The sequence below is a fragment of the Marinobacter fonticola genome, assembly GCF_008122265.1.
Lineage (GTDB): Bacteria > Pseudomonadota > Gammaproteobacteria > Pseudomonadales > Oleiphilaceae > Marinobacter_A > Marinobacter_A fonticola.
This window is the reverse complement of the sequence record NZ_CP043042.1, coordinates 4,056,690-4,070,598: the sequence shown is the minus strand read 5'-3', so window position 1 is coordinate 4,070,598 and position 13,909 is coordinate 4,056,690. Positions and strand designations below refer to the sequence as shown.

At 59.7% G+C, this 13,909-nt stretch carries 13 protein-coding genes; 4 read left to right on the top strand and 9 right to left on the bottom strand.

Features of this window, described 5'->3' with window-relative positions; translation table 11 throughout:
- Positions 1–144 precede the first annotated feature (144 nt).
- A complete protein-coding gene (locus FXO11_RS18125) occupies positions 145–1,569 on the bottom strand; it encodes a sodium/glutamate symporter (RefSeq protein WP_148864346.1) in 1,425 nt (474 codons plus the stop codon).
- Positions 1,570–1,922: 353 nt separating this feature from the next.
- Here FXO11_RS18125 and bla point away from each other — a divergent pair, with 353 nt between their 5' ends.
- The gene (gene bla / locus FXO11_RS18120; protein ID WP_148864345.1) at positions 1,923–2,819 is read left to right on the top strand and encodes a class A beta-lactamase; all 897 of its coding nucleotides are present in this window, start codon (positions 1,923–1,925) and stop codon (positions 2,817–2,819) included.
- A gap of 319 nt (positions 2,820–3,138) precedes the next feature.
- Positions 3,139–4,266 carry a fatty acid desaturase gene (locus FXO11_RS18115; protein ID WP_148864344.1) on the top strand — a complete coding sequence of 376 codons (1,128 nt, stop codon included), beginning with the start codon at positions 3,139–3,141 and terminating at the stop codon, positions 4,264–4,266.
- A 4-nt stretch (positions 4,267–4,270) separates the two neighbouring features.
- Here FXO11_RS18115 and FXO11_RS18110 read toward each other — a convergent pair whose 3' ends face one another.
- From FXO11_RS18110 to astA, 3 genes are all read right to left on the bottom strand, one after another.
- On the bottom strand, positions 4,271–4,810 hold the full coding sequence (locus FXO11_RS18110; protein ID WP_148864343.1) for a Mut7-C RNAse domain-containing protein: 540 nt from the start codon (positions 4,808–4,810) through the stop codon (positions 4,271–4,273).
- 102 nt (positions 4,811–4,912) lie between these two features.
- Entirely contained in the window at positions 4,913–5,719 is an 807-nt protein-coding gene (locus tag FXO11_RS18105) for a DUF1338 domain-containing protein (protein WP_148864342.1), read from the bottom strand.
- Positions 5,709–6,845 carry an arginine N-succinyltransferase gene (gene astA, locus FXO11_RS18100; protein ID WP_148864341.1) on the bottom strand — a complete coding sequence of 379 codons (1,137 nt, stop codon included), beginning with the start codon at positions 6,843–6,845 and terminating at the stop codon, positions 5,709–5,711. The genes FXO11_RS18105 and astA overlap by 11 nt, the downstream gene beginning before the upstream one ends.
- A gap of 244 nt (positions 6,846–7,089) precedes the next feature.
- On the opposite strand from astA, the gene FXO11_RS18095 reads away from it, so the two are divergent.
- A complete protein-coding gene (locus tag FXO11_RS18095; RefSeq protein ID WP_148864340.1) occupies positions 7,090–7,518 on the top strand; it encodes an Lrp/AsnC family transcriptional regulator in 429 nt (142 codons plus the stop codon).
- Positions 7,519–7,913: 395 nt separating this feature from the next.
- The gene (locus FXO11_RS18090) at positions 7,914–8,588 is read left to right on the top strand and encodes a substrate-binding periplasmic protein (RefSeq protein WP_168203199.1); all 675 of its coding nucleotides are present in this window, start codon (positions 7,914–7,916) and stop codon (positions 8,586–8,588) included.
- Positions 8,589–8,593: 5 nt separating this feature from the next.
- On the opposite strand, the gene FXO11_RS18085 is transcribed toward FXO11_RS18090, so the two are convergent.
- Genes FXO11_RS18085 through FXO11_RS18065 form a run of 5 tightly spaced genes read right to left on the bottom strand, consistent with a single transcriptional unit; the run spans position 8,594 to position 13,908 of the window.
- Positions 8,594–9,628, bottom strand: coding sequence for a threonine aldolase family protein (locus FXO11_RS18085; protein WP_148864338.1), 1,035 nt, complete (start codon positions 9,626–9,628; stop codon positions 8,594–8,596).
- A 17-nt stretch (positions 9,629–9,645) separates the two neighbouring features.
- A complete protein-coding gene (pepQ, locus tag FXO11_RS18080; protein ID WP_148864337.1) occupies positions 9,646–10,941 on the bottom strand; it encodes a Xaa-Pro dipeptidase in 1,296 nt (431 codons plus the stop codon).
- Positions 10,934–11,848, bottom strand: coding sequence for a LysR family transcriptional regulator (locus FXO11_RS18075; protein ID WP_148864336.1), 915 nt, complete (start codon positions 11,846–11,848; stop codon positions 10,934–10,936). The genes pepQ and FXO11_RS18075 overlap by 8 nt, the downstream gene beginning before the upstream one ends.
- 51 nt (positions 11,849–11,899) lie before the next feature.
- A complete protein-coding gene (locus FXO11_RS18070) occupies positions 11,900–12,913 on the bottom strand; it encodes an ABC transporter ATP-binding protein (RefSeq protein ID WP_148864335.1) in 1,014 nt (337 codons plus the stop codon).
- Positions 12,910–13,908: an ABC transporter ATP-binding protein gene (locus FXO11_RS18065; RefSeq protein WP_148864334.1), complete on the bottom strand. Its 999-nt coding sequence runs from the start codon at positions 13,906–13,908 to the stop codon at positions 12,910–12,912. Before FXO11_RS18065 ends, FXO11_RS18070 begins: the two co-directional genes overlap by 4 nt.
- Position 13,909 lies beyond the last annotated feature (1 nt).

Below are 13,909 nucleotides of genomic sequence, written 5' to 3'. Positions count from 1 at the left end.
GGCACCTTCCCTAAATGGAAAGCCCCGTGCTCTACGGGGCTTTTCATTCGAACCCGCGATTCACCCCAGTAGGGCACTTGAGTTGCGAGCCTGCCCAGCAGACTTGTGCCAGATTGGCTTGGCTTTAACGGTATCGCCCAACCGCTACTGCTTCAGCCTTCCGAAATAGAACAGCCCAGAACCGACCCCGACAACGACCAAAACCAGCATCACGCCGAACAGGGGCCAGGGTCCGAAGTTGTAGATCACGGGTACGGCGATGCCGGTAATCAGGCCGCCGCCAAAGAAGGGTTCGAAGACCATCTGCTTGTAGCCAAAGGCCTCGTAGGCTGGGGTTTTGTTTTCGGGATCGGCGATTTTCATCAGAATCAGGCCGGTTGCGGTCACGCCCATGGATTGACCGATATCGCCAATGCCTCGCTCGAACCAGTATTTCGGAATAACGCGTGGCGCGAGCCACAGGAACATACAGATGTTCCAGGTAACGCCGGCAACACCCAGCAGAATGAACGGAACGAGGTTGGCCGCAATCACGGCCAGCGACAAGCTCGCGATGGCTGCCGCAATGAGAATGTCGAGGGCAAAGCCTTGAATGCGCACCATGGTGTCGCGATCAAGCAGATCGTTTTTATCGAAGCGTGTAAGCACTTGCTGGACGACGAGCCCGCCAATCATGGCCAAAGGGAACAGAGGAACGGCTGCGAGTAGTTCCACGCCGTCTTCGCCGCTACCCCATGTATGCGTTTCAATCCAGGTAAGCCCTTCGAGAATTCCCAGGCCAACCAGAATCGCCATGGCGATGAACCCGAAATGCAGGGTGAGCGGTTCTATCGATTCCGACCGCACGGTCATGTTGCCGGTCGGGACAGGACGCTCCTCCTTGTCGACCAGCCCGCGCTGCTGGCTGGGTGGGATCTTCCCGACGTCCTTGTCCAGCACGGCGCTTTTGCCGTTACGCACGCCCCAGTTGATGAGTATGATGCCGCCGACAATGCCGGAAATGACCCCGACCGTCGCCATGCCGACCGCGAGGTCTGCGCCTTCGGGGAAGTCCAAGTCTTCAAAGACGCCCTGTAGGCCGGCCGCCGTGCCGTGTCCGCCCTCAAAGCCGATTTCGATCAGCGCCCCCGCCATCAGCGGAAGACCAAAAAACGGGGCCAGAATAAGAGCCGCGATCAGGATGCCGATGACGTACTGTCCCGCGCCCAGCGTTACGCCAAAAGCCAGCTGAGGCCCGGCCAGATTCCATACCCGTTTCCACTTTGGCAAGGGCACGCCGAGCAAGAGCGTGGCAAACACCACGTTGATGAGCAGGCCTGGCAAGTCACTCCATATTGAAAGCATGGCTTCGGGGATGGCGCCCTGGGATAGCGCAGCGTCGGGACCGGCAGTAGAGCGAACCAGCAGCCCGAGCACACCCGGGCCAAGCAGCAGTCCGATAGCGCCGGCGAGGATAGAGGCAGGTAGAAAGAGCTTCTGGGCCGGCCGCCAATGCATGCGCACCCATTTGCCGGCGTAAAGAAGTATGGCGAGTATCAGTAGAGCGAAACCAATTTGCTCGGCGCTCATCACGTGTCCTTCTTCGTTCTATGTGGATTCCGATTCCGCGGGCGAAGGCATGGCTGCTCGGGATTGCTACTGTATGAACTCCGTCGTCATTAAACTGCAGGGTAAATACGCGTTGTGTCAGGTCTCCGACGGGCGTGTCGCAAGCAACGCTCCCATGTCAATCTATATAAGAGGGTGTTGTAAAACACAAGTAAGATCCGAACTCGTAAAGTAATCTGTGTCTCGGCAATCGATGCGCACACTAGTGCCACATTTGATCCATAATTCGCCACGCTACCGCCTCAAATCGACGCTCCGGTTAGGTTATGCTGCTGCGTAGTTGACCTATCTCGACATGCCTACGGAGAGCGCTCATGCCCGCCCGATTGCTTCCTACGTTTGCGAGCATACTGCTCCTGGCGCTGACCGCTACCCATGCCCTGGCGGCCGAGCCCACTGCCAGCATCACTTTTGACGAGGCGATGGCTGAAATTGAATCCCAAAACGGCGGTCGCCTTGGTGTCGCCGTACTGGACACGGCGAGCGGCGAACGGCTGACCTACCGTGCCAATGAACGCTTCGCCATGACCAGCACCTTCAAATGGGTGCTCGTGGCGGCGGTATTGTCGCGAGTGGACGCCGGCGAAGACGCGCTGGATCGCCAGATTCAGTACGATGAATCAGACATACTGTCCTACGCGCCCATCGCTAAACAGCATCTACCCGCTGGCGAGATGACGGTCGCCGAGCTTAGTGATGCCGCCATCCGCTACAGCGACAACACCGCGGCCAATCTCCTGCTGGAAACGCTTGGCGGCCCGGCCGGATTGACCGCCTACATCCGTACCCTGGGCGACGACATGACGCGCCTGGACCGCAACGAGCCCGGGTTGAACACCAATCGACCCGGTGATAAGCGGGATACTACGACGCCAGCGGCCATGGTGGGTCTCATGCGGTTGGCGCTGGTCGGTGATGCGTTGTCTGCGGCATCCAGACAGCAGCTGCAGGATTGGCTGATTCGCAACACCACCGGCGATACCAAACTGCGTGCCGGTCTCGACCCGGATTGGACCGTGGGCGATAAGACCGGGGCGGGGGACCGCGGGGCCAGCAACGATGTTGCGATTGTCTGGCCCAAAAAAGGCGCGGCGCCGATTCTGATCGCGGTCTATTACTCTGGCACCATGCTGCCGAATGAGGCGCTCAATGCGGTGCATGCCGAGGTGGGGCGCGTCATAGCCGGGGTTTTCTCACGCGTCTCCCAATGATTGGGGTCAGCTCTTGTCACAAACTGTTTCCTAAAACTCCGGCGCTTCCATAGGAATCCCCCATCAGGCGTGTTAATTTGGCGTGCGCGATTACCTGATAATGCAAATGTATTCCAATATAAAATGAGTGTTTTGCAACAAATTGCTTGGTGCACTCATTGGATCTGTAGTTTGCGGTGCGTAGCGCTACTTAAGGGCCGTTGGGTAGACAATTTGCAAGTAGAATTCGCATAGCTTTCAGAGGGATCGAGAGCGTCGGCGTTCTTCAATGCCGTAAGGAAGGACCATAACCATTACTGACGCTATGAGATATTAGCGCATGGGTTCAATGCAAACGCTCACCCTGGACAAGAAAAAGATCGTTGCCGAGTTCTCGGCCAAGAGCGATAGGATCGCTTTCGGCCAGATGGCGTCCACCCTCATCCCCTACGCCGCTACGTGGTATCTGGCGGTCGTCAGCCTGTCCATTTCCTATTGGCTGACGGCTCTCTGCGTCGCCGTTATTTGCCTTTTTCTGCTGCGCGTCTTCGTACTGATGCACGAGGCGGGTCATAACTCCCTGTTCGCCACCCGCAAATACAACCAGATCGCCGGTTTTATGCTTGGCGTGGTGTGCGGCATGCCCCAGTACGTCTGGTCGAAGAACCACGCTTTCCACCACGCGACCAACGGCAATTGGGACCAGTATCGCGGTCCGCTGGCGACGTTGTCGCTGGATGAGTACAACGCCCTGTCGCCCAAACAGCAGCGAATGTACCGGATGACCCGCAACATCGCGTTCGCTCCGGTCGGCGGTTTTCTCTATCTGATTTTCAATCCCCGTTTTACTTGGCTCAAAGGCAGCCTGATGTTGTTGGCTCACGTGGTCAAAACCAAGCTGGCACAGCCGAGCACGCCGGTCCGGACGATTGCCGTGAACTTCAAGTGCCGGTACTGGAAGACCTGGAAAGATTACCGGCACATGACGGGCAACAATATCGCGCTGCTGTCGATCTGGGTCTTGATGTGTCTGGCGATGGGCCCGGCGGCCTTCTTTACGGTCTACGTGATTAGCCTGTCACTCTCTGGCGCCGGCGGCATTATCCTGTTCACCGTGCAGCACAATTTCGAAGATTCCTGGGCCGCAGACGAGGCCCATTGGGACTACGACCGCGCCGCCGTCGACGGGACCAGCTTTCTGGTCGTGCCCAAGTGGCTGAACTGGTTTACCGCCAATATTGCCTACCATCACATTCACCATCTTTCCGCAGCGATTCCCAACTATCGACTGGCAGCTTGCCATAAGGCCTACAGTCACCTGTTCGATGACGTGAAGCGAGTCTCTCTGAAAGACATTCCCGGTGCCCTGAAGAACAACCTCTGGGATGTACACAACCAGCGTATTACCTCCTTGACGGCGGTAACAGGCGCCGCGCAAAGCGGGTTGCTTTCCGAAACATCTGCCTGAGTGTTTAAGTCGAAGCTGGCGCTGCATCCGGCGTGCGCCGGCGCCAGCGGCTGAATTGCAACAGTTTCTCCCGCATCCGCCGTACGTGACTGCCTTCCCAGTAGATCTGTTCACACTGCGGGCAATGACAGAACACCCGTTGCCAGGCGTGGGGTGGCTTGTCGTGGCCGGGCAGGTTGCCGGGGACCAGCAGGGTATTGCAGCGCTTGCAGCGGGAAAAAGGGGCGTATTGCCAGTCCAGGTCCAGACGGCGCGTCAATTCGTGCAGGTTGGCTTCCAGCCCATCGCTAGCCAGAAAGATGACGTGTTGTGGGGCGTCGCGGTGTTGCAGCAACTCCCGGTCCCGGGTGATGAGCCAACGGCTCTCCTCGACGGCGGCGGCCAAAACCTCCCGATCCTGGGTGCCGCTAACGGGCAGGGTGGTATCGTAACCGGCCACGCGCAGCCATTGGCCGAAGCCGCGAAGCATTTCATCGCAGAGGAATTTCGGGGTTTCAAGGGGACAGAGAGCCCCCTCAATCCATTTGCTGTGTGATCGGGTCATGGCCGGATAGCCGTTGCAGTCTGGGCATCTCAAGCCGGGTTGCTTGCAACCCGGCCGATACTTCTGACCCTAGCACAGTTCCCGCACGTGTGTTCCCGCGCCTTACATGCCCGCGTCGGTGCTCTCGAAGATCTTGTCCGCCGAGGCCGCGACGAAACCGGAGTAAAGTTGACCGTCCGGCTTGGGGTAGCGCAGGGCGAATTCATAGAAGCAGCTGGGAATAGTGGCCGTCTGGTCCTTGAACCGGACATCGACCTTATCCGCCATGGTGGAGGACTGCTCCAGCAGTTCTTCCGGCGATCCTTTGATCTCGCCGCCTGAGCTGTTGAGGGTGTAGCCTTCATCTTTCAGCAGTTGGTTCACGTCTTCCAGCGTCTTGAATTGCTTCAATTGGTTCACGCTGACTGTGAAGTGGTTGGCACGGTAACCCCAGGCGGCCATCCAGGCGGCGTATTCGCTCTCGGCCAAAAGCTGTTGGTAGGTCGCATAGTCGACCTGCCAGTGCGTGCCGGAATAGAGGAAGTTATCGGCGGTGACGGTTTCCTCGCTGACCTGATCCACCATTTCGTGCACGGTCTTCTGCAGCTCCGGAGAAAACTTCTCCACCAGCAGTTCGGAGATGAACACCTTGGGCGCGGTCGGGTCGTCGTGTTCGAAGTGCTTGGCATAGAGCTTCTTGGCTTCGAAGTGGTATTCGCCCCCTTCCCGGTAGCCGAGCTGAAGGAAGTGCTCGGCCAGCTTGCTCAGGCTTACTTTGTCGATGTTGAAGGTTCGCAGGGCGATGTGGTCGTTGACGATCTCGCTGCCCTGGGTGCCGCCGAGGATGCGGTGAATTTCCTCGGCCTTGGGGGTCACTTCGCGGTAGTTGTCCCAGAGATTCTGGAAAAGGGTATCGCGATCAGAGTGCATACTTGAGCTCCTGTTGCTGACGGGGCTGCGGAACGGGCTGTGCGGCCGCGGTCTCGGGCAGACCGCTGGTCTTGGCGGTCGCCATCGGGATAAAACGAGCGCTGGCGCCGTCGCGCAGGCCCAAAGATTCGGCCAGTGCTGACGGTAGTTGTAGCAGATCGTGTTGAGGCAGGTAGGTGGCTTGGTCAGTGATCGTGGCGCGGAAATGCTCCACTGCCGTGTTTGCCACCATGACCGCCTGTCCCATACCTTCAGCTTTGGGTTTGAATGCGGATGTGCCTTCCTTGATTACCTGCACCCGGCATTCCACGGAACCGGCAATGCTGCGGATTTGATCCAGTTCGGCTTCTACCGTGGGGCCCGCGTCGAACAGGTCCACATACCCCTTATGACGAAAGCCCTCGGCCTCCAGCAGGCGCAAGGCAGGGCGCGTCTTCTCGTGAACTTCGCCGATCACCGACTGGGCGTCTTCGCTCAATAGATGGGTGTAGAGCGGGTACTTGGGCATCAGCTCGGCGATAAATCCATTGTTGCCGGCCCCGACGAGCTGGGTGACGGTCGCAAAATCCAGATCGACAAAGTTGCTGCGTAGCCAGTCCCAGAAGGGTGAAATACCGTCATCGCTGGAGATGCCGCGCATCTCGGCTATCACCGTGCTGGCAAAGCGCTGCGGGTTCTGAGCCATGAACAGGAAGCGCACCTTGGACAGCAGCTTGCCCGCGTTGGGACGCCGGAACTGCGGGCGCAGGAACAGGGTGCAGATCTCGCTGCAGCCGGTGTAATGGTTGCACATGTTGAGCACATCCACCCGCTTGAACAGACCCAGCTCCCGGGAACGATGTACCACCTGACTCTTGTGGTAGTGGTAGAGCGGACTGTCCAGGCCCACGGAAGCCTCGATGCCGGTGGTGCCGATCACCTCGCCGGTATCCGGATCTTCCAGCACGAACAGGTAGCCCTCGTCTTCCGGCTGCTGGACGCAACGGGCGAAGCTGTCGATCGAGTGCTGGATCTTGTTAATCAGGAATTCGCGGTCGTCCACCAGAGAGGTGAAGCCAGCGCCGGACTCTATGGCAATCGCTTGCAGGGCGGGCAGGTCCTTATGCGCAATCGGTCGAATAATCATGGCGCATCCTCTTTTTCGTAAAGCGGCTATCGAAAAACCGCGTCGTGGAACTGTATTCAGCCTTGGCTGACCGGGGCGCGAGGGACTTGCATCGAAGTAACCGCTTTTCAGGAACTTAGTCGCCAACCCTTAAGGTGTGTGAGCGCTATTGCCACTATTATGCGGTTTGGTTATGTCAGTTTTTAGTGTCGAAATAGCCGGAATAGTGACAGAATCGGTCAAAATAACGGTTTGAAAGAGCAATATGATCAATCAACAGGACCAGCGGCTGCTTTTTTTGCTGCGCCGCAATGCCCGTACCAGTGTTTCGGATCTGGCCCGCGCCTTGAATCTGTCGCGTTCGACAGTGCAGAACCGAATTGCCCGTCTTGAGGCCAATGGGGTTATCAAGGGATATTCCCTGGATGTGGGCGGCGAGTACACCGCCCAGCAGGTGGAAGCCCATGTTTCGATTAAGGTGCATCAGAAGTTGACCGCCAAGACCAATATCGCGCTGGAGCAAATCAGTCACGTGGCCCAGCTCTATTCGGTGAGCGGCGAATACGACTTGTTGGCTATCGTCCAGGCTCAGTCGCTGGAGGCGTTGAGCGCGGTGCTGGATGAGATCGGTAATTTGGACGGCGTGGAAAGAACCAATTCGGCGGTAGTGCTGGAAACCAAATTCAAGCGCTGAGTGCCTTGGTCTTTGCTCCCGATGATTTTGCAAAAGTTGTCTTTTGCATCTAATAAAGTGGCTGGGGTTGGTGATAATCTGCACCAAGACGCCATGCCCGCATTTGCGGCTGGCGTCATTCTGATCTGGTTGAACCCAGGGGCTATGGAAAGTCAGCCCGGGGTGTTCGCATCGTTTGGCATCTGACAGCGTTCATCTGAGTATGTCCTGTTAGGCGACATCGAGCGATGGCGAACACCGCTCGTGGCTGTCGGCTGATACTCTGCAGATGTCGTCCACCGGAGTGAGTTGCGAGAATGTTGTCCGCAGGCTGTTTTCGAGGTGGGTTGCTTACCCTCTGTCTTGTTTTCCTAACATTATTCGCGCCGTTAACCTCGGCGCAGACGCTGAGTCTGGTGACCGAGACCTGGCCTCCGTTTATTGCGCAATCGGCGGACGGCTCGCCCACCGGTCCGCTGTGGACGATCACCCAGAACGTTGCGCAAAGGGCCGGTATTCAGGTTTCAGTGGCGTTCGTGCCCTGGAAACGCGCTTTGGAGCAGGTGTCGCGCAAGCGAAAGGACGGGCTGATCGGTGCTTTCTCGTCAAGCGAGCGGAGCCGGCGTATGCGCTTCTCGTCCGTTCCCCTATTTTTCAGCGAGACCGTCGTTTTTTCACGCAAGCAAGATCCCGTGGTAGTTGAAAGTCTGGCGAGTCTAGCGGGTAAGCATGTCGCGGTATCGGCAGGCTATTCGTACGGCCTTGAAGTGGAATCCGCAGCTGATTTCAAGCGCACGGAGATACGTGATATCGGCGCCGGTCTGCAGCTGGTGACGTTCGGCCGCGTCGACGCCTTTCTGGCCAATCGGGCCGTGGGCTGGTACGCGGCGAGAAAGCTCGGCATCGCCGATCAGTTGGTGGCCTCCGAGAAAACGGTCAGTGGAGGCCCTGTATACCTTGCCTTCTCGTTGGCGGTGCCGCCCGAACTTGTAGCTGCCTTCGATCGCGAACTGCGCGCCTACCGAGAGACCGAAGACTATCGGCGTATTGTCCAGGACTTCAACACGCCGCCCGGCCTGGCCGCACCCTGACCGGATCAGGCTCGGGTTGCAGCTGCGATATCTTTCACCAGCCGATCCACCTGCTCCAGCGTGCTGGACCATGAGCATACGAAGCGCGCGGCGCCGCCGATAAAGGTATAGAAGTGCCAGCCCTTGGCACGTAGTTGGGCCTGTACCGCTTCCGGCAGGTCGACGAACACCGCATTGGCTTGGCGCGGGAAGCAAAGCTCAAGTCCGTCCAGTTGGCTGATGCCTGCCTCAAGGCGCGCGGCGCAGGCATTGGCGTGTTCGGCGTTCTTCAGCCAGGCCCCATTCTCCAGCAGGCCGCACCAGGGGGCGGAGATGAAGCGCATCTTTGAAGCCAGTTGCCCCGCCTGCTTGCAACGCCACTCGAAATCCTCTGCCAGTTCCCGGTTGAAGAACAGGATCGCTTCGCCCACAGCCAAACCATTCTTGGTGCCTGAAAAGCACAATACGTCGACGCCGGACTTCCAGGTGATCTCCGCCGGGGTTACATCCAGCGATGCCACGGCGTTGGCAAAGCGAGCGCCGTCCATGTGGATGCGCAGGCCGTACCGGTCGGCCACTTCGCGAATGGCTTTGAGCTCCTCGACCGTATAGAGGGTGCCCACTTCCGTAGACTGGGTGAGCGTGATGACCCGGGGCTTGGGGTAGTGGATGTCTGTGCGCCGGGTGACCAGCCGCTCGATGCTCTCTGGCGTCAGCTTGCCGTTGGGGCCGTCGCCGACCAAGAGCTTCGAACCGTTGGAGGCGTATTCCGGGCCGCCGCATTCGTCGGTTTCCACGTGGGCCAGTTCGTGGCAGATCACGCTGTGGAAGGACTGGCACATGGCCGCCAAGCTCAGGGAATTGGCGGCGGTGCCGTTGAACACGAAGAACACCTCGCAGTCGGACTCGAAGGTCTCGCGCAGACGGTCCGCCGCCATCTGGGTCCATGGGTCCTCACCGTAGGCACTGGCATCGCGCTCGTTGGCGCGGCCCATAAAGTCCCAGGCTTCCGGGCAGATACCGGCGTAGTTGTCGCTTGCGAACTGTTCGTGGTGGGGCATGGTGCGTCCTTGAAATCCTATTCAGGTAGGTATGGGCGGGTCAGATTGCGAGCGCCGCTATCGGTCACCTGCACATTGTCTTCGATCCGGATGCCGCCGCAGCTCTTGAGTTCGTCGATCAGCGGCCGGTTCAGGTGCTGGCCATCGGCGCCGTTGAGAAGGGGCGGGAGCAGAGACGGAATAAAATACAGCCCCGGCTCGATGGTAACGACCATGCCGGGTTCCAGACGATGCGTCAGGCGTAGAGCCGGGGCGTGTTCCGGCGAGGGGCGTGGCTTGCCGGCCACATCGTGCACCTGGATGCCGAGGAAGTGGCCCAGGCCGTGAGGGAAGAAGGCGCGGGTGATCTGTTTGTCCACCATGGCTTCCTCGGATAGTCCGGTGACCAGGTCCGCCGCTTTGAGCAATGCGGCAATCCCCAAGTGCGTGCGGTGATGCAGCTCGACGTAGTCCGCCCCCGGAGCGACGGCGTCGCACAGGCGCTGTTGCAGGGACTCGACGCCGTTGACCAGCGCTTGAAAGCGGCTCTCGCCAGGTGCGGCGGTGGTCCGTGTGATATCGGAGCAGTAACCGCGGTAGCGGCAGCCGGCGTCGATCAGCAGGCTGCGGGCTCGCGGCGGGGAGTCGATTTGATAGTGCTGGTAATGCAGGATACCGGCATGGTCATTGAGTCCGATGATGCTGTGGTAGGGGGCATCCACTTCTCGCTGCGCGGTGGCCTGCTGGTAAGCGAGATTAATGGCGAATTCGCTGGCACCGTTCAGGAAAGCGTCACGCGCTGCCTTGTGGCCCCGCGCAGCCTGGGCGTTGGCACGCTCGATACATTCGACCTCGTACTCCGATTTGTAGATCCGCAGGTGATCCAGCGCCGCCAGCAGCGCGGGTGGGTTGACCTGACCCTTAACCGTGTTGATCTGGGCTGGGTCGCCAATGACGGCGAGACGCTCGGGGTAGGCGATTTCGGGAACGCCGGTGCCGGCCTGGCCTTCCACGTGAATCAGTTGGGTCCAGGCCTCGGCGGGAATCTCAGCCGTGGCGTGCCAGAAGTCCACCGGTGTATGCAGCCACAACCGGGCACTGCCGTCGCGATCGATCAATAGCCAGCTGTGTTCGATGCCGGCGAGCCCGGTCCAGTGCAGGAAGTGGCCGTAGCCCTGGTGGTGATGGTACTGGTCGTCGGCATAGCGTACAGGTGCAGCGCCGGAGCTGATCAGTACGGCATCGTAACCCTGCTGTTGCAGGATATCGGCGTAGGCTTTTTGCAGTTGCCGGATATGGGCTTGCTGCAGGTCGTCGAGTCGCGTGTCAGGCATATTGCGTTACCAGTTCATTCCATAGGTTCAGGGTATCGTCCGTGCGTGGCTGGCGCAGACGAATCAGACGGATCTCCACGTGCACGTCCCAGCGCTCGTCGCCGGCGCGCTGAAGTTGTCCGAAATGTTCGCTCTTTTCGCCCATCCGGTAGGGTAGCCAGCCCATGCCGAACCCCTGCTTGATCAGCGCTTTGACGCTGGCGGAGTGGGTGTTCTCGTTCAACGGCAGCAGGTGCGCCTGGGGCCGGGTCCGCCCGAGCTTGGCTAGGATGGCCGACGCCAGAAAGCCGCGCGGGTGGTAAGCAATCACCGGCACCGGCTGCTCCAGCGAGCCGGGCAGCGAAAAGCGCGGTGCGCCGGACTCCTGGCAGATACTGAACGGCGTGATCTGCTCGTCCGTCAGGGTGAGCCAGTCGTAGCGCGATGCATCCAACCGGTGCTTCCAAGGCAGGTCGTCGTGCCAGTAGCACAGCGCTATGTCCACTTCGCCGTTATCCAGGGCGTCGAGAAAATCCTCGCCAACCCAGTTGATGGACTTGAGATTGATCTCCAACCGCTCTCGCAGGCCGGTTTCTTCCGCCCACCCCGAAAAGAAATGGGAGAACAGTCCCTGGGTTGAGCCGACGCTGATGCGCGTTGCGGCATCGGCCTCCAGAGACGCGATCTGCTCTCGCGTATCGCGCACGTCCCGGGTAATGCGCTCGCACATGTCCAGGAAGACTTCTCCCGCCGGCGTTAGCGACAGAGGCAGGGTCTGGCGGTTGATCAGCGTTGCGCCCATGGTGTCTTCCAGCAGCTTGATGCGCCGGCTGAACGTGGGCTGACTGACATGCTGCATGTCCGCCGCACGGGAAAAATGCCGCGTTTTGGCCAATGCCATGAAGTCTTCTAACCAGCGTACTTCCATGCCTGGGCTACCTGTCTGCGTGTTCGCTTCGCGGACTTGCGCTATAGAACACTATAGACGGCCCTCTTCCACAGCATGGCAAGCCACCTGCGCGCCGCCGTCGGTGGCGATCAACTGGGGGACTTCCTGTCTGCAACGGTCGTTGGCGTAGGGACAGCGCCCGTGGAACACGCAACCTGACGGCAGGTGCACCGGGGTCGAGACTTCGCCGTGCAGGCGGATGTGGTTGGGCCGGTCATCCTCCAGTCGCGGGATCGCCGATAGCAGCGCCTGGGTATACGGGTGGCGCGGGCTGTCGAACAGCGTTTTGGTATCCGCCAGTTCGCAGACGGTCCCCAGGTACATGACGGCTACGCGGGTGCCGAAATGTTCCACCACCGAGAGATCGTGGGTGATGAACAGGTAGGTCAGGCCACGGTCTTCCTGGGCGTCCATGAGCAGGTTCAGCACCTGTGCCTGGATGGACACGTCCAGTGCGGAAATCGGCTCGTCGGCGACGATGAATTCCGGGTCGACCGCCAGGGCTCGGGCAATGGCGATACGCTGGCGCTGTCCGCCGGAGAATTCGTGGCCGAAGCGTTTGCCCCAGTCGGGGTCGATGCCCACCGAATGCATGACCTCGTGCACCTTGTCGCGAATCTCGACTTTCGACCAGTTCGGATGATGGAACTTGATCGGCTCCTCCAGGGTTTGCTGGATACTCATCCGCGGATTCAGCGAGGCATAGGGGTTCTGGAAGATCATCTGCATTTTCTGGCGATAGGGCAGGACGGCCTTGCCTTCCATGTCGTCGATGCGTTGGCCGCTGTAATGGATCTCGCCCTCTGACGGCGACAGCAGGCCCATCACGGTACGTGCTACGGTGGACTTGCCGCAGCCGGATTCGCCCACCACGCACAGGGCTTCGCCTTTTTGTACGTTCAGGTTGACGCCATTGATGGCATGGACGAATTCCTGGTGACGCACAAAGCGGCCGTTGCGGAAACGCAGTTGCTCCAGGAAGTTGCCGGAGAGGTCGAAGCGCTTCTTCAGATCCCGTATTTGAACCAGGGGTTGGGCCGTCATGGTGTCATCTCCCGCTGTTGTTTCTCTTCGTCGATCAGCTTGCGCACTTCATGGCAGGCCACATCGACGTTGCCGGAGGCTACGTATTCCGGCATTTCCTGCTTGCACAGATCGGTGGCGAACTGGCAGCGCGGGTGGAAGGGGCAACCGGTGGGGATCTTCGCCAGCGACGGCATGGAACCGGGTATCTGGAACAGGCGGCGCCCCGGCTCACCCATTTGCGGCAGGGCGTTGATCAGGCCCTGAGTGTAGGGGTGCTGGGCGTCGTTGATGATTTCCTTGGTCGGACCCTGCTCGATGATGCGCCCGGCGTACATGACCAGCATGCGCTGGCTTACCTGGGATACCACGCCCAGGTCATGGGTGATCAGCATCAGGGCGACGTTGCGCTGCTCGCACAGCTCCAGCAGCAGGGCCATGATTTCCGCCTGGATGGTGACGTCCAGGGCGGTTGTAGGCTCGTCGGCAATGATGATTTCCGGGTCCAGCAGCAGGGCGATGGCGATGATCACCCGCTGGCGCATGCCGCCCGACAGCTCGTGGGGGTACTGGTCCAGCCGTTTGTCCGGCGATGGGATCTGCACCTGCTTGAGCCGGTCCAGGGCGATCTGCCGCGCCGCCTTGGTGCTGATGCGGCGGTGTGCCTTGAGGGCCTCGACCATCTGGGTGCCGATGCTCAGCACCGGGTTCAGCGTCATCATCGGATCCTGGAAGATCATGGCGATACGGTTGCCGCGAATCTTACGCAGCTCCCGGTCGCTCATGGCGGCCAGGTTCTTGCCTTCGAACAGGATTTCGCCGCCGGCGATGTAACCGGGGCGGGCAATCAGGTTGAGGATGGAGAAGGCGGCGACTGACTTGCCGGCGCCGGATTCCCCTACTAGGCCCAGCCGCTCGCCCTTGTCCAGGGAGAAGCTGATCTTGCGCAGGGCCTTGAGGTCGCCGCCACGCACAGCGAAGCGGACATCGAGATCTTTAACTTCCAGCAGTGCCATG